This is a genomic window from Paenibacillus fonticola DSM 21315, from assembly GCF_000381905.1.
Taxonomy (GTDB): Bacteria; Bacillota; Bacilli; order Paenibacillales; family Paenibacillaceae; genus Fontibacillus; species Fontibacillus fonticola.
In genome coordinates, this window is sequence record NZ_KB907256.1 from 84,555 (window position 1) to 107,035 (window position 22,481).

21 protein-coding genes and 1 pseudogene are annotated in these 22,481 nt (G+C 48.5%); 16 read left to right on the forward strand and 6 right to left on the reverse strand.

The window, feature by feature from the left end:
• The first annotated feature begins 8 nt into the window (after positions 1 to 8).
• The 5 genes and pseudogenes from G358_RS0113610 (at position 9) to G358_RS0113630 (ending at position 4,099) form a co-directional block, all read left to right on the forward strand.
• Positions 9 to 1,100, forward strand: coding sequence for a DUF58 domain-containing protein (locus tag G358_RS0113610; protein ID WP_019637788.1), 1,092 nt, complete (start codon positions 9 to 11; stop codon positions 1,098 to 1,100).
• Positions 1,101 to 1,177: 77 nt separating this feature from the next.
• Entirely contained in the window at positions 1,178 to 2,527 is a 1,350-nt protein-coding gene (locus G358_RS0113615) for a DUF4129 domain-containing protein (protein WP_019637789.1), read from the forward strand.
• A gap of 13 nt (positions 2,528 to 2,540) precedes the next feature.
• Positions 2,541 to 2,657: pseudogene (locus G358_RS32340) on the forward strand (MerR family DNA-binding transcriptional regulator); the annotation flags it as partial.
• Between the two features lie 212 nt (positions 2,658 to 2,869).
• Positions 2,870 to 3,448, forward strand: a complete 579-nt coding sequence (locus G358_RS0113625; RefSeq protein ID WP_051107687.1) for a histidine phosphatase family protein — start codon at positions 2,870 to 2,872, stop codon at positions 3,446 to 3,448.
• Between the two features lie 117 nt (positions 3,449 to 3,565).
• Positions 3,566 to 4,099, forward strand: coding sequence for a GNAT family N-acetyltransferase (locus tag G358_RS0113630; RefSeq protein ID WP_019637792.1), 534 nt, complete (start codon positions 3,566 to 3,568; stop codon positions 4,097 to 4,099).
• A gap of 94 nt (positions 4,100 to 4,193) precedes the next feature.
• Here G358_RS0113630 and G358_RS0113635 read toward each other — a convergent pair whose 3' ends face one another.
• Complete coding sequence (locus G358_RS0113635; protein ID WP_019637793.1) at positions 4,194 to 5,240, reverse strand: hypothetical protein; 1,047 nt, start codon at positions 5,238 to 5,240, stop codon at positions 4,194 to 4,196.
• 355 nt (positions 5,241 to 5,595) lie between these two features.
• On the opposite strand from G358_RS0113635, the gene G358_RS0113640 reads away from it, so the two are divergent.
• The 11 genes from G358_RS0113640 to G358_RS33090 all read left to right on the forward strand — a co-directional run bounded on the left by G358_RS0113640 (position 5,596) and on the right by G358_RS33090 (position 17,161).
• Entirely contained in the window at positions 5,596 to 6,885 is a 1,290-nt protein-coding gene (locus G358_RS0113640; RefSeq protein ID WP_019637794.1) for a GntP family permease, read from the forward strand.
• 11 nt (positions 6,886 to 6,896) lie between these two features.
• Positions 6,897 to 8,045 carry a glycerate kinase family protein gene (locus G358_RS0113645; RefSeq protein WP_019637795.1) on the forward strand — a complete coding sequence of 383 codons (1,149 nt, stop codon included), beginning with the start codon at positions 6,897 to 6,899 and terminating at the stop codon, positions 8,043 to 8,045.
• Between the two features lie 619 nt (positions 8,046 to 8,664).
• Positions 8,665 to 10,011: a hypothetical protein gene (locus tag G358_RS0113650; RefSeq protein ID WP_019637796.1), complete on the forward strand. Its 1,347-nt coding sequence runs from the start codon at positions 8,665 to 8,667 to the stop codon at positions 10,009 to 10,011.
• 225 nt (positions 10,012 to 10,236) lie between these two features.
• The gene (locus G358_RS0113655; protein WP_019637797.1) at positions 10,237 to 13,167 is read left to right on the forward strand and encodes a glycoside hydrolase family 3 protein; all 2,931 of its coding nucleotides are present in this window, start codon (positions 10,237 to 10,239) and stop codon (positions 13,165 to 13,167) included.
• 215 nt (positions 13,168 to 13,382) lie between these two features.
• Positions 13,383 to 13,676 (forward strand): alpha/beta-type small acid-soluble spore protein, encoded by a 294-nt coding sequence (locus tag G358_RS0113660; protein ID WP_019637798.1) that lies wholly within the window; start codon positions 13,383 to 13,385, stop codon positions 13,674 to 13,676.
• Positions 13,677 to 13,810: 134 nt separating this feature from the next.
• Positions 13,811 to 14,050, forward strand: a complete 240-nt coding sequence (locus tag G358_RS33475) for a hypothetical protein (RefSeq protein ID WP_169447433.1) — start codon at positions 13,811 to 13,813, stop codon at positions 14,048 to 14,050.
• Positions 13,977 to 14,267, forward strand: coding sequence for a magnetosome magnetite crystal formation protein family (locus G358_RS34560; protein ID WP_420836059.1), 291 nt, complete (start codon positions 13,977 to 13,979; stop codon positions 14,265 to 14,267). The genes G358_RS33475 and G358_RS34560 overlap by 74 nt, the downstream gene beginning before the upstream one ends.
• A 50-nt stretch (positions 14,268 to 14,317) precedes the next feature.
• A complete protein-coding gene (locus G358_RS0113670; RefSeq protein WP_019637800.1) occupies positions 14,318 to 15,067 on the forward strand; it encodes a MerR family transcriptional regulator in 750 nt (249 codons plus the stop codon).
• A gap of 74 nt (positions 15,068 to 15,141) precedes the next feature.
• The gene (locus tag G358_RS0113675) at positions 15,142 to 16,113 is read left to right on the forward strand and encodes a helix-turn-helix transcriptional regulator (RefSeq protein ID WP_019637801.1); all 972 of its coding nucleotides are present in this window, start codon (positions 15,142 to 15,144) and stop codon (positions 16,111 to 16,113) included.
• A 100-nt stretch (positions 16,114 to 16,213) separates the two neighbouring features.
• Positions 16,214 to 16,732 carry a DinB family protein gene (locus G358_RS0113680; protein ID WP_019637802.1) on the forward strand — a complete coding sequence of 173 codons (519 nt, stop codon included), beginning with the start codon at positions 16,214 to 16,216 and terminating at the stop codon, positions 16,730 to 16,732.
• Positions 16,733 to 16,861: 129 nt separating this feature from the next.
• Positions 16,862 to 17,161 carry a hypothetical protein gene (locus G358_RS33090; RefSeq protein WP_157274368.1) on the forward strand — a complete coding sequence of 100 codons (300 nt, stop codon included), beginning with the start codon at positions 16,862 to 16,864 and terminating at the stop codon, positions 17,159 to 17,161.
• Positions 17,162 to 17,298: 137 nt separating this feature from the next.
• On the opposite strand, the gene G358_RS0113685 is transcribed toward G358_RS33090, so the two are convergent.
• From G358_RS0113685 to G358_RS0113705, 5 genes are all read right to left on the reverse strand, one after another.
• Positions 17,299 to 18,012: a hypothetical protein gene (locus G358_RS0113685; RefSeq protein WP_019637803.1), complete on the reverse strand. Its 714-nt coding sequence runs from the start codon at positions 18,010 to 18,012 to the stop codon at positions 17,299 to 17,301.
• A gap of 271 nt (positions 18,013 to 18,283) precedes the next feature.
• The gene (locus G358_RS0113690; protein ID WP_019637804.1) at positions 18,284 to 19,099 is read right to left on the reverse strand and encodes an ABC transporter ATP-binding protein; all 816 of its coding nucleotides are present in this window, start codon (positions 19,097 to 19,099) and stop codon (positions 18,284 to 18,286) included.
• On the reverse strand, positions 19,099 to 20,130 hold the full coding sequence (locus G358_RS0113695; RefSeq protein WP_019637805.1) for a FecCD family ABC transporter permease: 1,032 nt from the start codon (positions 20,128 to 20,130) through the stop codon (positions 19,099 to 19,101). Before G358_RS0113695 ends, G358_RS0113690 begins: the two co-directional genes overlap by 1 nt.
• Complete coding sequence (locus tag G358_RS0113700; protein WP_019637806.1) at positions 20,127 to 21,167, reverse strand: FecCD family ABC transporter permease; 1,041 nt, start codon at positions 21,165 to 21,167, stop codon at positions 20,127 to 20,129. The genes G358_RS0113695 and G358_RS0113700 overlap by 4 nt, the downstream gene beginning before the upstream one ends.
• Positions 21,160 to 22,245, reverse strand: a complete 1,086-nt coding sequence (locus G358_RS0113705) for an iron-siderophore ABC transporter substrate-binding protein (protein ID WP_019637807.1) — start codon at positions 22,243 to 22,245, stop codon at positions 21,160 to 21,162. The genes G358_RS0113700 and G358_RS0113705 overlap by 8 nt, the downstream gene beginning before the upstream one ends.
• Positions 22,246 to 22,481: the final 236 nt, after the last annotated feature.

Genomic DNA, 22,481 nt, shown 5'->3' on the forward strand with positions numbered 1-22,481 from the left:
GTGGAGACATGCAATTAACCTGGTTGATTGTCAGCGCTTGCATTCTAATCGGAGTGCTGTCGCTCGTGTATCAGCGGGGGGCGATGAGAGGGCTGACTTATACCCGCTACTTCACAAAGGATGCAGTATTCGAGGGGGATACGGTTGAAATGGTGGAGGTGATCTCCAATGCGAAATGGCTGCCGCTTCCCTGGCTGCGATTGGAGTCGAGCATCCAGACTGGGCTCCGGTTCGGTGACCAGGTAAACCTGGATATATACTCCGGTGATATTTATCAAAACCATATCAGTCTATTCTATCTTCGTCCTTATCGCCGGATTAAGAGACATCATCAGGTGATGTGCGCGCGGCGCGGCCTCTTCCGCCTCGACTCGGCTACGCTGACGACAGGCGATCCGCTAGGGCTGAGCTCCAGGGCGCAGAAATTTCCGCTTCACCTGGAGCTGCTGGTATATCCGCAAATCTTGGCTTTGCAGGAGCTGCCGCTGCCGAATCATAGCTGGATTGGGGAGCTGGCGGTGCAGCGCTGGATTGTGGAGGACCCGTTCTTGACCTCGGGGATCCGCGAATACCGTCCCGGAGATGTGATGGGATCGATCAACTGGAAGGCCACCGCTCGCACGGGAACTATGCAGGTTCATAAGCGCGACTATACGGCCGATCATCGGTTAGTCATCTGTCTCAATCTGGAGGATAGCGACACGATGTGGCGCAATATTAATGATCCGGAGCGGATTGAGCTAGGGATCAGGTATGCGGCTACCGTTGCTGATCAGGCGCTGCGCAGCGGGATTGAGACAGGCTTCATCTGCAATGGACATCTGATCGATGGACCAAGACAATCTGTCCGCATTAGCCCCTCCGCCGCTGCGGACCAGTTGGAGCTCTTGCTGACGACATTGGCCAGACTGGTCCTCGACCGAACGGTCTCCATGCCGACCTTGCTTGAAGAGGTGCTGAGTGAGGAGCCCGTAGATACGGATTATTTGCTTATTACCTGCCATCAGGGCGAGAAGCTGAGCAAGGCAGCCGATGAACTCCTGCGGCTTGGAAATGGAATGGAATGGATGATCATCCCAGAAGTCGAACCTGTGTTTTAATCAAGCTGCTATGCCATGCTTTTGTAGAGCACTCACTAAAAGCCATAGGAAGATGATGGCGATGGAGGGCATTTCTAATGGAAAATAGGGGTAACACCTACATAATAAGAACATTGAAACTATGCTTGTCCTGCCTTGGCGAGATAGTGGTGCTGATGCCGCTCTATCTTGCTGCAGTTGTCCTGCTTAGCCCGCGGTTTGTGCCCTTAGGCTGGATGGTAATCCTGCCGTTTATTTCTTCTCTTGGAGCAGCTATTCACAGTTATGTACCGGTCTTGTGGAAAAAGCTTGGGACCGCCGTCCTGATTGGCGCTGCGTTCGCCGCTATTTTCATAGGAGTCGGAGCAGGGGGGCTGTACTCTTTGATCGGTCTTGGTCTCGGCGCGGCGTTGTTTGCGCTGCAAGGGATGACGGCTGCCTCGCGGGTAGGGGAAGCCAGACTGTACTGGTTTGGGACTGCACTATATTTTGTCGCTGGAATTGCTTATTCAAGAATTGCTCTGCTGCGTGGAGAGCTTGGTCTGATTACCTGGCTGGGTGCGGCCTGCCTGGGGATCGCGCTGTTCGTGACAAATTATGAATACTTGCGTTATACAACGTTGTCTAATAAATCAGCGTCTCCGCTGCCGAGGGGATTGCGCCGGCATAATACCGTTTTTATCGTCATTATGTTGGGGCTTATTGTTCTGTTTGCAGCGGGGGCCGGGCGTTGGATCGGCCATATGCTGCTGCAAATCATCAGATATATCGCCGCCTGGATTACGCGTTCATCCGGAGAGCCGGCGGCGCCGCAGCCGGAAGAAATCCAGGAGCCGCCGATGATGTTTATTCCGGAGGAAGTCCAAAAGCCGGGTCTGTTATCGCAGATTCTGGATCTTCTCTTCTATGTAATCGGCGGCGCTGTAGTCGCGGCCCTAGTCGTATTTGCACTTTACTGGTTGTATAAAAATGCAGGGGGCTTCTGGAAGCGCAGTATCGACCGCCTGCTGGCCCTGCTGCGCCGGCGGGACCGGGCTGGTGAAAGCGCGGGCTATCGTGATGAGGAGAGCTCGATCTTCTCCTGGGAAGAGCAGCGGCAGAAATGGGGGCAATGGAGGGGGGCTCTTTCCCGGTTCGGCAAGCGCCAGGAGCGATACGAGGATATGCACAGCAATCAAGAGAGAGTACGCTTTTTGTATCGGCGTTTTCTCTTAGCCAGGCTCAATGAAGGCTGCGAATGGAGGCCTGGGCTTACTCCGTTGGAAATGACCCGGGATTTGCTGCTCCAAGATGATAAGAAGAAGGATCAGAGAAGGAAAGCTGGGCAGGCTGGCCAGAAGGCCGCTATCGAGCCGTTAATCCAGCTTTATTACCGGGTTAGATACGGTGGACAGGAGCCTGGTGATGAAGAGGTAACTGATATAAGACGGTTGTTGAACCAGAAGTAAAAGAGGTGTCTGCATGTTCAAGATTGGAGCGTTCGCGAAACTGAGCGGCGTGACGGTGAAGACGCTTCGTCATTATGACGAACTCGGCTTGTTAAAGCCTGCGCGGGTGGACGAAGAATCGGGATATCGTTGCCTCATTAAGGCTTTATCCTTGGAGCCCTCAAGAGATAGAAGCCTTTTTTAATTTGGCCCTGGATCACTTCTAGGCTTTCCTTATACGACATAAGGTTTTCACCGCCAGGGAAATAATGTTAAAATTGCTGTAGTGAAATCATCTCAAAGCTCCTAGTCGGAAAAAAGAGATTATAAGATGAGCAGCGCTAGAAGGAGATAAAAATAATGATGAAAAATGTTTATGTTGTGCGTCATTGCAAAGCCGAAGGCCAGGAGCCTGATGCCAGGCTTACGGAACTAGGTACTCAGCAAGCAGAGAATCTTGCTAAATTTCTCATAGATAAAGATATTGATTGTATCATTTCAAGCCCTTATGAAAGGGCTTTCCGTACGATAGCACCATTGGCTGAACAAATAGGTATAAAAGTTGTTTTGGATGACAGATTGACTGAGCGAATTTTATCAAGCAGGAATCAACCTGATTGGCGAAATATGCTTCGCAAGACATTTGATGACCCAGACTTATGTTATGAGGGTGGGGAATCCAGCAGCTCGGCTATGAGCCGGGCCATTAGTGTAGTCATGGAAGTACTGAATAGTGAGGGCAAAAACATTGTATTAGTTTCTCATGGAAACCTGATATCTCTAATGCTTAAGCATTTTGATGATCGTATTGGGTTTAAAGACTGGGAATCTTTATCCAATCCTGATGTGTATCATCTTTCCTTTTCAGAATATAAGCAGCCTGCTGTTCATCGAATATGGACTGAGGGTACAAGTCCAGATCTTTTTATTTCAGGAGAGTGATTGGATCGGGAAATAACTATCCACCTCGCAATAATGGTCTGTCGCTATGTTTTCATCGATATATTCAAAATGAAAAGGTTTTGACTGATAGAAGCTCGGCTTGGGGAGGAGCACTATATGGACATTAACGTTCAACTCAATACTATGGAAAACAAGTTTATCATAAATAACATCTACCCGCTCTATTTGCATGACTTGTCTGAAATATGGGGAAACAAACCAAATCGATTTGGCATTTTTGAAGATAACGATATGATGACGCTGACCGAGCAATATACATTGTTTGATATTTGGTGGGAAAAGCCGTCTGTGTTGTTCCCCTTCCTGATTACGGTTGATGATCTGCCTGCCGGACTTGCTTTCGTCTCAACCCCACCGTATATACCTTGCCCGCCGGATATTAACTATTATTTGAATGAATTTTTCCTATTGCGTCCTTTTCGAGGCATTGGCGTGGGGGGCGAAGCAGCTAGACAGGTGTTTGATCGTTTCAGGGGAAATTGGGAGCTGCAAACAGGCTCGATGAAACGGAACAGGAGAGCCCAAATGTTTTGGCGTAAGACTTTAGCTGCCTACACAAACGGACGATATTCCGAAGAGGATGGGGAGTACCCAGACGGAGAGAAACTGGTGTTTCGGTTTACAAATTGATTCTCATTACTGAAAAACATTACCCCTCAACTCTTCTGCAGGTTGAGGGGTTAAGCCATAAATATGTATAAATTACAAACAAAGAAACTACTGTTTATAGCGGTGAAGTCGTAAATTTGCTTCGGAGCAGATAATAGATGACGTCTTCTTCGAGGCGGTTCATCTTGGTATACTTCCACGCGATTTCGCCATCGACGACTTGCATCATATGTTCTTTATCTCTCGCGCTTTCGCCCTGAACCAAAATCAAAGATCCTTTCTTGTCATCATACCAGTACTGCAGCGATTCAGCTGCTTTGGCGTTTTTGAGCCACACGTCTTTATTCGTGACAACCTGGGACATCTGGAAAAACATGTTGTACGTGGATGAATGAACGTAGTTAAGGAATTCTCTCTTTTCTTCGTGATCAGTACTATTATGAAAATATTCAAAATAGACACACGCGATCTCTTCGTCCGCAGCTGGCGCAGACCCTGCGAATGTCAATTCGTAAATATTCTCGGCATAGTTTTTGAAATAATTCCGCAGCAGTTGAAAAGATAGTTGGGCGTGGACATCATTTGAATCCAAGTAGCCCCACACCATTTTTCCATCCTTCATGAGAATAATGACTTCTTTTTTCTCTCTGCAATTGCAATCATCATCTTCATATCCTTCAATCAGAACAATCGTAACTTCTTGGCCGGCTATGGAAAGGGGGACAGAGTCGAGGACGCGCGGATTCCTGAACCGGACATCCCTCTTCGTTATGTAAGATGCGTATGGCATAAAGATCCCCTGTTTGTCCTCAGCAGCATGCTCCTTTACAAAATTCTTTTTTTCTTCAATGTCGTCACTATTCAGAAACTCGTTGATATACTTCAATGCCACTTCCTCATCGAGCGTTAGCTCACGCTCAGGTGACTCAGAAGGCTTAACTGGCTGAGCCGGCTCTGCAGACTTCGCAAGCTCCCCAGACTCCGCAGGCTCCCCAGACTCCGCAGGCTCCTGGTCGGGAACCGCTGCTGATGCCGGAGAAGGTTCAACCGAGGAAATTTCCGCTTGACTCTCCGGGGGTACAGCATTTTCCCTATCGGTGGCGCTGCAGGCAGATGCGATGATCATTAAGCAGATTAGAATAGTGATGTGGATCTTTTTCATGGGATGGCTCCTTCGTTAGTTCATGATGGTTCGGGATGAAAATAAAATATTCCTTTCAACCCATTTTCAAGTATTCGCCATTCGAGTGGGGATTCCTTCCAATGCATTGTTTGACGACCGCGACTGATACGGTGCTCCGGGATCGTGGAACAAGAACAGGAGCAATTTGGCCAGGTTGATCTCTTTGAAACTTGTGCGATTGCACAATTTTATTCATGGATCTATCAATAGATAATAGTTAGCGATTTAAATATACTGAAAGCGGATTCACTAACACGACTAGTCGAACACATAGAACAACTGCTTTTTATCCATAGTAAAACAACCAGATTATGTTGAGGAGGATTTGAAAGGAATGGAAATCAGCTGGATTGGCGCATTAATAGGTCTTGCACTAGCGATTATTTTAATATTATTTAGGCTGATCCCCACTTACGCATTGATTTTAGGCGCTATTATCGGTGGATTTATCGGTGGGGCCAGCTTTGCGGATGTCATAAATATTTTGATTACCGGAACCCAAAGTGTGCAAGGTACAGTTATTCGTATTATTGCCGCGGGTGTTTTTGCGGGAGTAATGATGGAATCCGGGGCTGCGGAGACCATTGCTAAATTTATAGTGGATAAACTCGGCGGAACCAAAGCGATGCTATCACTTGCCTTAGCCACTATGATTATTACAGCAGTGGGCGTCTTCATTCCGGTTGCGGTATTGATTGTAGCGCCAATTGCGCTGTCTGTAGGCAACAAGATGGGGTATTCCAAGGTGGCACTGCTTGTGGCATTGTCTGGTGGAGGTAAAGCGGGTAACATTATTTCGCCAAACCCGAATACGATTGCTGCTGCAGGCGGGTTCAATCTCGATGTTAACCAAGTGATGATCGGCGGGCTTGTCCCAGCTATTTTCGGGTTAATTGTGGCAGTGGCCATCGCATCATTTATTAAGTATAAGGGAACGAAGGTAACCGATGCTGAAGCTGCCGAACTAGAAAAGGCCAGCTCTGCGAACCTCCCCCCTTTATCTAAAGCCTTGGTAACCCCGATTATTGCGGTGGTTCTGTTGATGATTAGCCCAATCGGGTCGATGATCGGCATCGATTTTCTTGCTAAACTGAAAATAGATTCTTTATTTATTTTGCCATTTGCCGGTATCGTGGGTTCGATTGCGCTTGGACAGAGCAAAAAAATAATGGATTACTGCACGTCAGGGCTCAATCGCATGACACCCACCATTTTGATCATTATTGGAGCAGGGGCTATTGGCGGACTCATTACGGCATCAACGCTGCCTGCCGAAGTTGTTGCGCTCGTAAAATCCTCGGGTATTTCGGGCATGTATCTTGCGCCCATTGCAGGGGTGTTAATGGCAGCAGCAACAGCGTCCACTTCAACAGGGGTTATTTTGGCTACCGGTTCATTTTCAGGTGCTATATTAAATACGGGGGTAGCGCCTCTTTCAGCGGCAGTTATGACCCATACCGGAGCAACCGTTATAGACCATCTGCCACATGGCACCTATTTCCACGTTACCCGGAATGCCATGAGCATGAGTATGAAAGATAGAATGAAGGTGGTCCTCTTCGAAAGTATCGTCGGCTTAACGATGACGATCGTCTCCATCATTCTGTATGGTTATATTTTATAAGAGAGAAAGGAATGGAACATACAATGGCTAAAAAGTTTGTGCTGGCTCCCGATTCTTTTAAAGAAAGTATGACAGCGAAGGAAGTTTGCGAGGCGATGGAATTGGGGATCAAAAGAGCCATTCCTGACGCGGAATGTATTCATGTGCCGATGGCTGATGGCGGGGAAGGTACCGTGCAGTCTTTGGTAGATGCTACAGGCGGTAAGTTGATCGAAAAAGAAGTGACAGGCCCGCTGGGTACAAAGGTCATTGCGCACTATGGTATTCTCGGTGACGGAAACACAGGCGTTATTGAAATGGCCTCAGCTAGCGGTATTCATCATGTAAACAAGGAAAGCAGAAATCCGCTGATTACAACGACCTATGGGACAGGCGAATTAATAAGGGATTGTATCGAAAGAGGCATAACAGATATTATCCTGGGCATTGGCGGAAGCGCTACGAATGATGCAGGCACGGGCATGGCTGCGGCGCTAGGGTATAAGTTCCTGAATAAGCAGGGGGAAGAACTGTTGCTTGGCGGGGGATATCTCGACGGTCTGGCCAGCATTGATGTAACGGAGGTGCTCCCTGAGCTGAAGCGTATAAATATTGTTGTGGCTTCGGATGTGACCAATCCATTGTGCGGAGAGCGTGGGGCGTCGGTTGTTTTCGGCCCGCAGAAGGGCGCTACGCCTGAAATGGTGCAAATTCTGGATCGAAACTTGAGGCACTTCAGTGAAATTGTGAAACAGGAGCTGGGAATTGATATTGTAGACGTACCCGGGGCAGGTGGAGCAGGTGGTCTTGGCGGAGGATTGCTGGCTTTCACGAATTCGACCATGAAAAAGGGGATTGATATTGTAGTCGAAACAACCAATTTAAAAGAGGAACTGCAGCATGCCGATTACTGTTTTACAGGTGAAGGCGGTATCGATTTCCAAACGAAATTCGGCAAAGCGCCATTCGGTGTGGCGCAAGCCGCCAAAAGTGTTAACAGCAACATCAAAGTCATCGCCGTGGCTGGACATGTAGGCGAGGACGTGGAGTCTTTGTACAATGAAGGATTTGATGCGATCTTTGGAATTGTGCCTGGTGCTGCGGATCTCGAAACTTTGCTGGCTAGCGGCAGGGAAAATATTGCTCGCACAGCTGAAAGTATCGCCAGATTGTTAAAATAAAACAGACAGGGTGTCCCAAAACCTAATTGGGGCACCCTGCTTATTTCACCCGATGAATCAGCATAAAAATCAGTTATTCGAGCCAATCTTTACTTGAAAATAAACGGATCGCAGCAAGATGCTTCTTGAAGTTTGTAGAACCAGAGTATAATGATGTTTTTGTAAATCTATATCGTATGTTACAGATGATGCTTATGTTTCGGACTGAATTATGAGTGGGTAGAGGAATGAAAGGAAATAGTACTGAGGATATTGGCTTTAAATGTGTCTATAGTCCTGGATTGATTGCGAGATGATGGTTCTGCATGTTACTATGATAGGAAAATAATACTAGTGACAGGAGAACTGGACGTGTTTCGATTGAATCGGCAAATGAAAGGTACGGAAAAGATGCATGGGCGCTAGTTTATGTCGATTCGGAGAGGGAGGGCACAAGCTTCGTCCTTAAAAAAATAGAGGATCGATATTATGTCATCGATGTTGATGACGGTTCTTATTTTGAAAACGCGATTAAGGATTGGAGTAAATACGGTTCTAACTAGTAAGTGCCTTATGGAATAGGAGAAGAAACACGGTTCTTTATTTTTGCGTTCTACATAATTAGGGAGGAAGTACATCTGTGAAACAGCGACTGAGCATCTTACTTATTATTTCGAGCCTCCTGTTGGCCGCGTGCGGAAGCACTGACAATTCTGCAGCAGGCGGGAAAGAGGATAAACAGGCGGTTGTATCTGCCGACCTGCCCGCCGAAGGAATGGACAATAGCAACAAACTGGGAGAGGGTGTCCAGCCCTATCAGGATTTCACACCGCAAACTAAACCATTAACTACGGCGTACCAATCGTTATTTCAGAATGGCGAGGGCGGAAAGATATTGATTGATAGCATAGCCGCCGATCTTAACGGGGACGGCAAAGCGGAACTCGTTGTTCTGCAAGGGCTGGCGTCGGGATCCGGAACCGAAACTTATGAAGCATACGAACTTGTTGTTTTTGATCCGGAAACGGAGAGTATTGTTTATTCAAATCAGGATATGGATTTTATTAGTGGCTATCCCGAGAAACTGCTGGCAGGTGACTTCACGAATGACAAATTGGCTGAGGTTAAGGTTAAGGTCCTATCCGAGGGGACTGCGGGCGCTACTTTCAATAAATTACTGTCTTATCAAAATGGGGAGTACGTCGATTTGTTTGACGAGAAGCCGTTTTCGGAAGGCGTCACAACAACTATGACGGAAGACGGCCGAATTGTTATCGCCTCGGAAATTTTGGAGAAATATTATTATATTCCGTTTAACGAAGAACAAATGGCTGCCGATGATTTGTATTACGGAATGCGGCATGACCACCGAAACGCCGTACCTACGGGTGATCATACCTATGTTCTTCAAGAATCCTATCAGTTAAATGGACCGCTGTACAACGCTGATTTCATAGCGGAAGTGACCGTAGATTACCGTTATGAAGATCGTAAATTCGTACTCGAAACGTTCTCCGTAAAATCGCTGAATGGGATGTCTGTTACCGAAGGCGAACGCCCGGTTGTATTCGTTTTGGATAATACGTTGGGGGATGCGATCGCATCAGGCCATATCCCCGGGCTTGGAGTACAACTCGGTATGACCAAGGCAGAGGCATCAGCCCTGCTCGGTAAAGAAATGAGGGAATACAATTATCTTGGAGGAAAGTTCTTTGAATTCGAGAAGGCGCCTGGTGCAGGCCTTTGCTTCTCTGCGGCGATGGATACATCGACGGACTCCTTGTATGCGTTGGCTATTCATCAGCATTCGGTTACTGGAAAGACTTTGGAAGAGGTCAAAGCGATTCTCGGCCCGCCTTCCAGTTCGGGTTATGACGAAATGGAAGATTCGCAATATATTAGCTATTCGTATGGGGAGACAGGGGTAGTATTCCACAGCACAGATAACGATAGCCCGGTTTCCTTCATGCTTATCCTTTATAAGTAAGTCTCTGTGTTATTGAAGCCTCTCGTTGGAGCAGCTCTGGATGGAGCGGGCTCCGTGAGAGGTTTTTGTTTTGTTAAAATATCAGAAGGTGCATCCATCTCCATAACCGGTTTTTGTAAATATCCCTAATAAGCTAGGAAAATGCCTCTAATTATTCGGGTAGCAGAAGGAAGCGATATTAGATAGAATGACGGCGTGAGGGAACTGACGATAAGGAGGTTCAATATGTCTGAAATAAGCAAATATCCGTTCCAGGACCCTTCTCTTCCGCTGGAGGAACGGGTCAACGACCTGATCTCTCGGTTCACGCGGGAGGAAAAAGTGGGGCTCATGATTCAATACCAGACAGCCGTCGAACGGCTGGGCGTGAAGGCGTATAAACACGGTACGGAAGCGGCGCACGGTATGGCCTGGCTTGGCGAAGCTACGGGATACCCGCAGCCGATCGGCCTGGGGTGCACTTGGGATACCGATCTGATGCAGCGAATTGGCAGTGCTATTGGCGATGAGGCGAGAGGTTTTTATAATCGGAATCCGGAGGTAAACGGACTGACGCTGTGGGCGCCAACCGTGGACATGGAGCGTGATCCGCGCTGGGGCCGAACGGAGGAAGCGTACGGCGAAGACCCGGTACTGACCGGCAAGCTAGCAGCGGCGCTCGCTCAAGGGATTCAGGGAGATCATCCGAAGTATTTGAAAGCGGTTGCCACTCTGAAGCATTTTATTGCCAACAACAATGAGGCAGGCCGCGGCGATCAATCGGTCAGTATCGATCCGCGCAATATGCGTGAATATTATTTGAAGGCATTTGAAATTCCGTTTAAGGAAGGCGGGGTCCAGTCCATGATGACGGCATACAATGCCGTTAATGGCGTGCCAGCTAACCTTATGCCCGAGGTCAACGAGATCGTGAAGAAAGAATGGGGGATGGACGGTTTTGTCGTCAGCGATGCTTTTGACGTGTCCGGTACGGTGCGTGATCACGGCTATCTGGAGACGTACAAGGAAGCGGTTGCCCGTTCTGTGAAGGAAGGCGGCATTGACAGCATTACCGATGATGGCGAGTTGATCAAGGAGGCGTTACGCGAAGCGCTTGCGGAAGGGCTGCTAGCAGAAACCGATCTGGATGCGGCACTGCGCAACACGTTCCGGGTCCGCTTCCGGTTGGGCGAGTTCGACCCGGAGGAGGACAATCCGTATGCGGCGATTGATGAGTCGGTGATTTTGCAGCCGGCGCATGCCAAATTGTCGCGCGAAGCAGCCGGCAAGGCGATTGTGCTCCTGAAAAATGAAGGGAGCATGCTGCCGCTGCAGGCCGATAAGCTGAAGAAAGTCGCCGTGATCGGGCCGCTTGGCGGTACCGTGTACCGCGACTGGTACAGCGGTTCATTGCCTTACGCCATCACGCCGCTGCAGGGCATCCAGGAGAAGCTGGCTGCCTATGGGGGGCAAACGGTATTCACCAGCGGCACAGACCGCGTCAAGCTAAAGGCGCAACGCAATGGACGCTACGTACAGGTGCAGGAGGGCGAACAGGCGGCTCTGGCTGCGACTAGCCATACAGCGGAACAGGCTGCCGTATTTGAAGTGACGGATTGGGGCTGGGACGGTCATACGATCATCGCGGAACATAACGGCCGTTATTTGACGACGGATGACCGGATTGTGAAAGCTTCTGCGGATAACATTTGGGAATGGTTCACTAAGGAAGTGTTCCTCGTTCGTTCTTCGAAGGAGGGAGCAGGGACAGGTACTGACACAGGCACAGTAACTTTCTCGACATGGAACGATATGCCGGTAACGGTGAAAGGGAACACCGGCGAACTGCTCGTCGGCAGCGGCAGCGCGGAAGAAACCGCCAATGAGATCAATGTGGCGGGAGCAGCGTCCGTAGCGGGCGGCGAAGCGGATAAGATTGTTGCCGCGGACGTCTTTGAAGTGGAGACGCTGACGGATAAGTACGAGGCTGCAAAAGAAGCCGCGAGCGAGGCGGACGTGGCCGTCGTATTCGTCGGCAACCATCCGTTGATCAATGGCAAGGAGACGGCTGACCGGCCGGATATTACGCTGCCTGATTCGCAGGAGCAGCTGATCAAGGAAGTGTTGTCCGTAAATCCGAACACGGTTGTAGTTGTGGTCGGCAGTTATCCGTATGCCCTTAATTGGGCGGACGGCCATGTTCCGGCCATCATATACACAACGCATGCCGGTCAGGAGCTGGGGCATGGCGTAGCTGACGTGCTCTTTGGCGACGTGAACCCGGCGGGGCGTTTAAATATGACCTGGTATAAATCGGTCGATCAGCTGCCGGATTTTATGGATTACGACATCATTCAGGGGGGCAGAACTTACCGCTATTTTGAGGGTGAAGCACTGTATCCGTTCGGACACGGTTTGTCCTACAGCACTTTCGAATATGAAGGATTGAGCCTGGGCCACAACGAGGTTTCGGCGGATCAAGACCAGGAAATCGGCCTTACGGTACGCGTGACGAATCTTTCGGACCGTGCGGGAGAGGAAGTGGTGCAGTTGTACGGGCGCGCGGAGCAATCGCGCGTGAAGCGGCCGCTGAAGCAGCTGCTTGCTTTCCGGCGGGTGCTGCTGCAGCCGGGCGAGTCGGTTGACGTAAGCTTCGTGCTGCCCTTGTCTGAGCTAGCGATATGGGACGTCACTCGCGAGCGCTTCTGCATCGAAAACGGCACATACATCTTCATGGCCGGTCCTTCTTCGGCAAGCCTGCCAGTGAGCGCAGCACTTGAGGTACAAGGCGAGGCCATCCCGCCGCGCGACCTGAAGCAGCCTGTGAAGGCGATCAATTATGACGCCTACGATGGCGTGCTGCTTGGCGAATGCCGGGAAGGCGGCAGCGCCGTGGAAGTTAAAGCGCAATCCGGCTGGATTGCCTTTAAGGATGCTGAGTTTGGCGAAGGCGTGCATCAGGCCACTCTTCGTGCAGTCAGCCAGACGGCGGCGGCTTTCGCGGAGATCCGACTGCAGAGCCCGGATGGGCCGCTTGCAGGCCGTATCGAGATGGCGGCCGGCAGTGCACAGGAATGGCGCGACTATACCGCTGAGGTGAACGGCGTAAGCGGACGTAAGGATGTGTACATCGTACTGTACGGGCAAACCTCGGTGAGTACGGTACAATTTTTGTGATGACTATCTGCTTCTGATCATAATCCGTTGCGATTCAGCTGGGCTGCAAACCGCTTTAATTGGGGCTTCTGGCCACATTATCAAAAATCAGGATAGATCGATCAAGAAGGATCGGGTCCCCTTGCGGAGCCTGGTCTTTTCTTTTTGTTGGGAAACAGAATGAATGCTGCGACTTCCGGGTATGTTAGGAAAAAACATAAGGGGTGTTCTTCAATATGGCAAGAAAAAGAAGAAGATATGTTGTGCCAGGAGCTGAAGAAGGAATGCAGGCTTTTAAAGCAGACGTGATGAGGCGCGAAGGATATGATGTAGATCCTAATCGGCCGGATGATGTCAAATATGAAGTAGCGGAGGAGTTAGGGGTACCTTTGCAGCCTGGCGGAAATGGCGATTTGAAGACGGAATCGGTCGGTCAGGTAGGCGGTAAAATTGGCGGCTCTATGGTCCGGGAAATGGTTCGGCTCGCGGAGCAGCAGCTGGCGAAAAAGAATCAGCAGGCTGGTGAGTAAGAAATTTTAAGGATCGTTTGGAAATTGAAAATGTTTTGGAGGGTCTTTAGAATGGCCGCTCGATGAGCATAGCGTTACTAGAACTATTATTGAAGCGAAGGGGAAAGGCGAGTAAAGTATACGGGAAGAATCGAATGAATTTGGTTAATTTAATTTTTGAACTTGAATCTCCAGTTGCGTCACCTTTTATGATTAATTTAGTTACTTCGTCTTCGTATGAGGCAACTAATAAAATGATGCAATTGGAGGAGCTGCAGTATGAAAAAGGAAAGTCTATGGAACAGAGTATTGGCGAGTTTAATGCATATATTTTCACTTTTGCTCACCTTTATTCTACCTATTTTTGTATATTTAATATCAAAGGGCAGAAATGATTATTTTGCTAATCATGCGAAAGAAGGAATGAATCTTCATTTTACCTTCTTTCCAGTTTTTTTGACCTTAACTCTTATATCTAAGAAGTTTAATATTGCGTCAACTCTATCCTATGTACTTATAATTCTCGAAACCATATTGATACTAATAGCAACTACTTATACTTTAAAGGGAAAAAAGTTCTCTTATCCCGTTATCAAATACTTTAAAGTATAAAAATGAAACATCTTAAGAGCTAATAATAGAAACAAGAGGTGGGGAAGCCGGTGGAAAAGGGGATATTTGCGATTGGAGAATTTGCACATGAGTCTGGGGTAAGCGTTAGAACGCTTCGATATTATGACAGCATAGGATTGTTAACTCCTAGTGATTATTCAGAGGGAGGGCATCGCTTATATTCAAAAAACGACTTAACAATACTAAAAAAAATAAAAGCATTACAGTTTCTAGGGTTCCCTTTAAAGGAGATCAAGGATATGCTTGAAAAAAACATTGTTGAAGGTGGAATTTTGTTAGAGTCTTTAAACTTTCAGAAGGATTTATTTGAGGCGAGAAGACTTGAGATCGTAAATATATTATCTGATTTAAGCCATATGATTGATGTTGTGAAATCGGAGAAACTAGTTAATATAGAAGTGTTTTGTGCTATGCTTCAAAAATTAATGTTTGCAGAAGATACAGAGAAGTGGTTTAAAGAGCATTTTTCTACAGATATAGCGGATACGATACTTCATGTAAATAAATCAGAGGAAATTAATTTAGACAAAAAGTGGACTAAAGTTTTATCTGAAATTAAACAATTATCGTTCAATGGCGCAGCACCACATTCAAATGAAACTCAAGAAACAGTAGAAGTGTTATTCCAGCTTATGGATGAAACCGTAAAAGGGAAACTTGAATTAGTTGAAGAGAGGCTGCAAACTTCAGAGCCCGTGTCATTTCCAAATCCTTTTACAGAGAAAGAGCAAGAATTTTTGAAAATAGCTATGGAGATTTATAAAAATAATAATTTTTAAAATTAGTTTGATAGAAAATAAGGATCTGAAGTCGTGATTCATGAGTTGATTTTTACGAGGGAAGAAGGTGCCCGATGGCCAAATGGGATAATATGCTATCTATGCTTTGGATGCTGCGATCCGGAAGAAAGCTCACTGCTGCGCAGATCGCGGGCAATTTGGAGGTTAGTATTCGCACCGTGTACCGGTATATCGATGCATTATGCGCAAGCGGCGTGCCGCTTGTCGCGGAATCAGGACATGATGGCGGTATTCGTATTCTGGAAAGCTTCGAGGAGACCCCTTTGTTTTTCAATGCTATGGAACTCAGGGTACTTGTAGATGCGTATAAGTTTGCTCAAGGCGCGGGCTACCCGTACACAGATGAACTGGAGAGTGCGCTGAAGAAGGTGGAGAACGGGCTTCATGAAGAGCAGCGCCATACGCTGTTCCAGCAGACAACCGGCCTGGATGTGATTTCTTCAGCGCGTCCGCCTTCCGTCATTTTATGGCTGCGGGATCTGGAGCAGGCGGCGAAAGAAGGGCGGACCGTATGCATCACCTACTGTAAGGCGAATGCGAAGCAGGCCGACGAACGGGAAGTTGATCCGTACGGTCTGGTTTACGATCGGAATGAATGGTATATTGTCGCTTTTTGTCATCGGTCACAGGAGGTGCGTACGTTCCGTGTGGATCGCATCACCCGGCTCGAGACGACCGAAGCGCGGTTTGAGACACCGGAGGGATTCTCCGCTTCCGCTTACTTCCGGAACCAGTCCGACCGGGATCGGGAGGCTGATGGGCCACTGACAGCTATCCGCATCGAGGGAGAACCCGAAGCTCTGAATGCAGTCTGCGGTCACTGGCATTTGCGCCACTATTTGACGGAGCGAACCGATCAGGAGGCGCGGTTTCTGCTCGACATCCCAACAATGAATAAGTACCTTCCGAAATATCTGATGACATTCGGCACGGCGATACGGGTTCGGGAACCGTTGGAGCTGAAGAAGCAGATCCGAAAATTAGCCGGCGAAATCGCAAAACATTACGAAGAAGAGCCGAATTGAACTTCGCTGACAGCCGTTGTCAGTGAACCCGGTATACGATTGAAATAAGGCTGCGGCCATGCAGTTAAACAAGGTAGGATGAAAGGAAGGCAGGTTATCTATGCAAAATCATGCGACGCAATTGTACAAATATCATGTTTGGGCAAATGACCGGCTTTTCGCCCATTTGGAGCAGCTCCCAAGGGAGGCATTCCATTCGGAAGTGATTAGCGTATTCCCTTCCGTATCGCAGGCGTTTGGGCATATCTACTTGTTCGATCAGCTCTACTTCTCTGTACTTCAGGAGGCTCCGAATGAGGACATTTTTCCGAAGATTCCAGGTTGGACGGAAGAGGCGCAGGGTAAAAGCCTGGATGAGATGCGGATGCTATTCGCAAGCGTTGCCGAGCAGTACCGGGATTTGCTTCGTCGCACGCCCGATCCGGACAAAGCGATGACGATTGCGCATCCGAAGTACGGAAGCCTGGATACCCATTTCTCTGATATCTTGAGGCATGTGGTCAACCACGGGACGTATCATCGGGGCAATGTGACGGCGATGTTGAGGCAGCAAGGGTATGCAGGGGTTCCGACCGATTATTTGTTTTATTTAATAGAGTTGCAGGAAAGTCAAAAGTAGACGGCACGGATGAATGCGCATGCTTCAATCTGGTGCCGCATGCGATGTATGAAGGTGGGGCAGCGCTTCGCATTTTGAGAGAACAGGATTGCCCGTCTGACGGAGGATACACATCCTAGAAAGGGATGATTGGCATTTGGCAAGGGAAGATTAAGGGTTCCTGCTGACTTGACCCCGGAAGAGAATGCGGAATGGAGCAAGCTGAAGGGCGGATTAAGCCAAATCGATACGGAGCCGCTTCGTTCGGTCAGCCTTCAAGAGTGGGCAGCTCGGCACGTCCGGCATGAACGGGTGCGCCACTTCTTCTACGCCATGTGCCGGCAATGGTCTTATTGCGACGAAATGAGCGAGTTAAGCGATACAGGTCAATGTCTACAAAAATGTGTGTTCTCCCTATTTTTAATTACACCTGTGAGAACCGCGAATTGATAGTTTGGTTTGGACATCCCTCTGACAGAACAATGAACATAACTGGCGATGTAAACAAGCCACCTTGTCATGGGGTGGTTTATTTTCATCCATATAATGAAATCGCACTCCGCTGAAATAGAGGTGTGATTTAAGTTTTATCTATCTCTCGTCCATTCTGAAGTGCCAAATACCTCCAGGGCATCGGGAATTTCAAGTTTATTGTCGTCAATGATAATATCGAATACATGGCTTGTATCATCCACGCGGGTATTTTTATAGCCTGAATCGAGCTCTATGGTCCATTTCTCATACTGCAGCTTCAAACGCGAGCCGCTGCTGAAGGAATAAGTTCCTGCATACTCGTTGTAATCGTTTTTAGCTTTATAAGTTCCTCGTGTAAACGTGCCATCCTGAAAAAACTCAAAGTACGCGTCCGGGCTATTCGCGGATTGCCATCTGCCGATAATGAGAGCGCTCGGGTCTTGGTCTGAGCTTGCAGCCGGTGTTGGTTGTAGCGAAGCTGACTTGGAAGCCGGTGCACTGGAATCTTGATTTGAGGCTGGATCCGGCGTTGACGTTGGCTGCACCCCAGCAGGTTCTGGAGCTGAGGACGAGTCAAGAGCCGCCGATTGCGATGAATCGGGTTGAGCAGACGATGGAGCTGCAGCCCCAGTTGTGTCCGGTTCTGATGCATTTTGTTTATCAGCGGTGCTTACATCATTATGGTTCTCTACAGAAGACGCCGCTGTACGCAGCTTGTTACTCTTCATTAGAATATCTGGCTCGGCAATTAAGATGTATAAGACCACCCCTGTAAATAACACAGCGATTATAGATAGGATAAGAGCAATAAGCTTAAATAATTTCATCTGGCACCTCAACATGATGTGTATTTATTTCGAATAATTAAATAGTCATGTAGTCACGTAGTCACGTAGTCATATAGTCACATTAAATATTATCATTAAGAAATCAATTGTTCAATGAAAAGACACATTTGGATGGCTTGGGTGAGGCTATCCCTGCGGAATTTAGGCGAAAGGACGCATTAGACTGTGGAACACAAACAAGGACATCGGTGAAGATGTCCTTAAAATTTGTCATTCATTCAGACAGCAGAAGTGCTTAATCGCTTTTTTTTTAAGAAGTAAATTCCTCATTAACATGATATCGTCCTTTTGGTACGACCAAAGGTGAGCCGGAAATGGGGTCTTTGATCACGGTGCAATCCAGCCCAAAAATGTCTTTAACCAATGTGTCCGTAATTACCTGGGATGGTTCACCCTCCGCCATAAGCATTCCTTTTTGCAGTGCAAAAATATAGTCTGCATAACGCGCGGACAAATTGATATCATGAAGAACCATAACAATCGTCGTTCCGTATTTCCGGTTAAGGTCTGTAAGCAGATCAAGAATTTCAACTTGATAGGTGATGTCCAGAAAGGTTGTCGGTTCATCGAGAAATAAAATGTCGGTTTGCTGCGCCAGAGCCATGGCAATCCATACGCGCTGCCTTTGACCGCCTGAAAGCTCGTCAATATGGTGATTGGCCAGCTCCGTTATGTCCATAATCCTCATCGCTTCAGCGACGGCCTCGACATCCTTTTTGGTCCACCCGGTGTGCCAGGATTGGTGCGGAAACCTGCCCCGTCCAACCAAATCCGCGACGGAGATTCCTTCCGGGACGATGGGGGACTGCGGCAGCAGCCCTAAGACCCTGGCCAATTTCTTTGGCGGAATTTTACCGATGGGTTTGCCGTCCAGCGTGATGCTGCCGTCTGCCGGCTTGATAAGCCTCGCCAGTGTTTTAAGCAGCGTAGACTTTCCGCAGCCGTTTGCCCCCATAATGACGCTGATTTGATTGCTGGGAATCACAAGGCTTATCCCGTGAATTACCGTTTTATGATCATAGCCCGCTACGACTTGTTCGGCTTGAAAAATATGTGTCGGTTTCATTATAATTCTCCCTTTCGATTCATTTGGATGAGCAAGAAGATCAAATACGGTGCTCCGAGCAGCCCGGTAATGATGCCCACAGGGAATCTGTACTCAAAAGCAAATTGTCCGATCAGATCTGCCGCCAAAACCAAATTAACGCCAACAAGGCCGGCCGGAATGACGTTGGAGAAGCCAACGCCGACCAGTCTTTTTGCGATCGGCCCCGAAAGGAAGGAGACAAAGGCTATCGGACCCGTGGTTGCTGTAGCGATTGCAATCATGAAGACAGAGCTCACAATAAGAGCGATTCTTGTCTTGTCCGTGTCTACACCGAGAGAGGAAGCCGACTGTTCTCCGAGCTCCAATATATCCAGATGTTTTCCCAGCACGATAATAATAGGCGCAAAAATAATAACTGTGATGACAAGAGGCGGGAGCTCGTGCATTTGGGAGCCATTGAGGCTGCCGGTGAGCCATCTTAGCGCTGCGGGAATATCCTGCTGTGCGCTAACGAGCAGAAGATAGGATATCACCGCGTCAAGCATGGCCTGAATGCCTATTCCGACCAGGATTAATCGCCCGACCGAAAAGGATCTTCCTCTCGATAACATATAAATCAATAGGACGGTAGCAAGGCCGGCAATGACAGAGGCAGCGGAAACGACAGCTCCGCTTGCATGAAGCGCGATGATGCAAAAAACGGCCGCCGCGCTCGAACCGGAAGTAATCCCGATAACGTTCGGATTCGCAAGGGGGTTCCGCAGCATAGTCTGAAACGTGTATCCGGCAATGCCAAAGGCAAATCCGGCAAAAAGACCGGCCAGCATTCTCGGCAAACGAATCGTATTCACCGCAAAAGACACGCCTTTGAGGTGTTCTCCCGATAACGCCCGGATGACATCGTTAACCGGATAAATCGTGCTCCCTAGTAAAAGCATAGCGCAGCAAAGCATGCCTGCAAGTGCTGCAAGAAGGCTGGTGACAACAATCCAGCGGCGGCGTCTTTGACGTCTGCCTGCCATAATAAATTCGATCGATTGATTTCTCATAATGAACGCACTTTCGATTTCATCGCTAAAATGATGAGGATTGGAGCGCCAATGAACGCAGTCACGACACCGACTTCAAGTTCTCCAGGGCTGCCGATGAGTCTGCCGCATACATCGGATATCGTTAAGATGATGGCGCCCGAAATCGCTGACATCGGTATAACAAACCGCAAGTCGGGGCCAAGAATCAGGCGGATGGCGTGAGTGGCCAACAGCCCGACAAAACCGATAGGGCCTGCCAGCGCGGTCGTTGCACCGCACAAGAGAACCCCTGCAAGAGCCGCAACAAGCCGCAGCGTTCCTGTACGAACGCCCTGACCAGTCGCCACCTCGTCCCCCAGTGCCAGCGCATTCAATGCTGGAGCGGTAATTACAGCTGTCAATATCCCGGCAATCAGAAACGGGGCGAAGGTAGCAATCCCGCTCCAGGTTGCCGAACCGACGCTTCCTACCTGCCAAAACCTGAATTGATCCATGACATAAGAGCGTGGGATCATGATGGCCGTGACGAGGGAGGACAGGGCAGCGCTTGTGGCAGCTCCCGCCAATACAAGCTTAATGGGCGTGGCACCGCCACGCCCCATCGAGCCGATTCCGAATACGAACACTGCCGTAATGGCAGCCCCGGCTAAAGCCAGCCAAATATATTGATTAGCGGTGCTGATGTTCAGGAACGCAATCCCGCAAACTACGAACAAGGACGCGCCTGTGTTGACTCCCAGTATACTTGGGTCGGCAATCGGGTTGCGCGTGACCGATTGCATCAGCGCCCCGGAAACTCCGAGTGCCGCGCCGCCAAACAAGCTGAATACGGTTCGCGAAATTCGCTTGCGAACGACGTTTGCCCCGTAGGAGTCGACGTCCCGGTGGAATAAACCGTCGATCAGTTCATGGTAGCTGACCAGCCGAGAGCCTAAAACCAGAGAGGCGACTACGCATATCCCCAGGAGGACGAAACAAATTACCAGAACTAGCGTGAAATTCCTCGGGAGATGCGAGTTCGGCCGCTGAATTTTTGAAATCGCAGAACTACTCATTGATCTTACTGATAGCCCCATCGATTAATTCAAGATATTCATCAATGGTATAAGCGATTGAAAGCGGATTGGGGTTTCCGGAAGCTGCCAGTGGTGTACCGTCGCCTATAAACACGACAGAACCTCTTTTGATAGCTGGAATTTTACCCAGCAGGGGATCTGCTTTTACGGCTTGATACAAGTCTTCGCCACCGTATCCGATCAAAATGTCCGCATCGTTAAGCATGTCCGCATTCTCGGCGCTTAAATTCATGGAGTAGCTGGTCGGATCCGCAATCTGCTCCGTGACACTTTCTGGATAGACTAGCCCTAGCTCCTGAAGGAAGGAGCCGCGAGGGTCGGCAGACGTATAAATATGTAGTTTGGACATGTCCTTCGCCGAGAAGTTGACCCAGACTACTTTTTTGCCTTGAATCTGAGGATGCTCACTAGCCTTTTCCTTGATTAGTTCCTCCGTGTCCTTAATGAGTTGTTCGCCTTCCGCTTTCATGCCCATGCCCGTTGCATTCATCAGGACTTGCTCGCGCCAAGTAGTCAGCCAAGGGGTGGTCGGATAAGCCACAACCGGAGCAATTTGGCTAAGAATATTATAGTCTTCCTGCGTGATCCCAGAGTAAGCTGCTAGAATGACATCCGGGTCTGCGTCTGAAATCGCCTCAAAATCAAGGCCATCCGTATCTTGAAAAATATTCGGGTCGCTTACGCCGAGCTCCTTGAGCTTTTCAGCTGTCCAAGGCAGCAGTCCGCTGTCATCCTGCACGCCATAATTCGCTGCCGAGAAGCCTGCTGGCACAACGCCGAGAGCGAGCACAACATCATGATTGGCCCATTGAATAGTAACGACTCGTTCAGGCTTGCTTTCAATTGTTGTTTCTCCAAAAGCATGTTTGATCGCGATCGGATATTCTGTACTTGTCTCCTGGGCAGCAGGGGTTTCCGTACTAGGTATTTCGGTATTTACCGGAGCACCTTCACCGGGTGCCGGGGTGGATTGCTGGCCCGCACAACCTGCTAAAGCCAATACAAGACCCAATGAAGCAAGCAATGATTTGAATGAGAACTTTCGTTTTGAATTCATGATAAGTACCCTTCCTTTATAAAAAAATAAATTAGTGATCCGCCATTATGATAATGATTATCATTGTCAATAAATATATATTTGCATTGGCAGATTGTCAAGAAAATTTTGGGAAGGGAGGTTTGATTTTGGTGAAAAGAAAGCCGGAAATTGCGAAAGGAGTGTATGAGTCCACCATGTTCGCTTATTGCTCGTAAACGGAATGGGGATTCCTTTGTTAAGACACCATAGCAGGA

Bases quoted from the DNA above. Each gene is read 5' to 3' on its own strand.
- G358_RS0113645 (WP_019637795.1), top strand. From the start codon at position 6,897: ATGGAACATACAATGGCTAAAAAGTTTGTGCTGGCTCCCGATTCTTTT.
- G358_RS0113695 (WP_019637805.1), bottom strand. From the start codon at position 20,130: ATGAGAAATCAATCGATCGAATTTATTATGGCAGGCAGACGTCAAAGA.
- G358_RS0113660 (WP_019637798.1), top strand. From the start codon at position 13,383: ATGGCAAGAAAAAGAAGAAGATATGTTGTGCCAGGAGCTGAAGAAGGA.
- G358_RS0113685 (WP_019637803.1), bottom strand. From the start codon at position 18,012: ATGAAATTATTTAAGCTTATTGCTCTTATCCTATCTATAATCGCTGTG.
- G358_RS0113615 (WP_019637789.1), top strand. From the start codon at position 1,178: ATGGAAAATAGGGGTAACACCTACATAATAAGAACATTGAAACTATGC.
- G358_RS0113635 (WP_019637793.1), bottom strand. From the start codon at position 5,240: ATGAAAAAGATCCACATCACTATTCTAATCTGCTTAATGATCATCGCA.
- G358_RS0113705 (WP_019637807.1), bottom strand. From the start codon at position 22,245: ATGAATTCAAAACGAAAGTTCTCATTCAAATCATTGCTTGCTTCATTG.
- G358_RS0113640 (WP_019637794.1), top strand. From the start codon at position 5,596: ATGGAAATCAGCTGGATTGGCGCATTAATAGGTCTTGCACTAGCGATT.
- G358_RS34560 (WP_420836059.1), top strand. From the start codon at position 13,977: ATGCATATATTTTCACTTTTGCTCACCTTTATTCTACCTATTTTTGTA.
- G358_RS0113700 (WP_019637806.1), bottom strand. From the start codon at position 21,167: ATGAGTAGTTCTGCGATTTCAAAAATTCAGCGGCCGAACTCGCATCTC.
- G358_RS0113625 (WP_051107687.1), top strand. From the start codon at position 2,870: ATGAAAAATGTTTATGTTGTGCGTCATTGCAAAGCCGAAGGCCAGGAG.
- G358_RS0113610 (WP_019637788.1), top strand. From the start codon at position 9: ATGCAATTAACCTGGTTGATTGTCAGCGCTTGCATTCTAATCGGAGTG.
- G358_RS0113630 (WP_019637792.1), top strand. From the start codon at position 3,566: ATGGACATTAACGTTCAACTCAATACTATGGAAAACAAGTTTATCATA.
- G358_RS0113690 (WP_019637804.1), bottom strand. From the start codon at position 19,099: ATGAAACCGACACATATTTTTCAAGCCGAACAAGTCGTAGCGGGCTAT.
- G358_RS0113680 (WP_019637802.1), top strand. From the start codon at position 16,214: ATGCAAAATCATGCGACGCAATTGTACAAATATCATGTTTGGGCAAAT.
- G358_RS0113675 (WP_019637801.1), top strand. From the start codon at position 15,142: ATGGCCAAATGGGATAATATGCTATCTATGCTTTGGATGCTGCGATCC.
- G358_RS0113655 (WP_019637797.1), top strand. From the start codon at position 10,237: ATGTCTGAAATAAGCAAATATCCGTTCCAGGACCCTTCTCTTCCGCTG.
- G358_RS33475 (WP_169447433.1), top strand. From the start codon at position 13,811: ATGAATTTGGTTAATTTAATTTTTGAACTTGAATCTCCAGTTGCGTCA.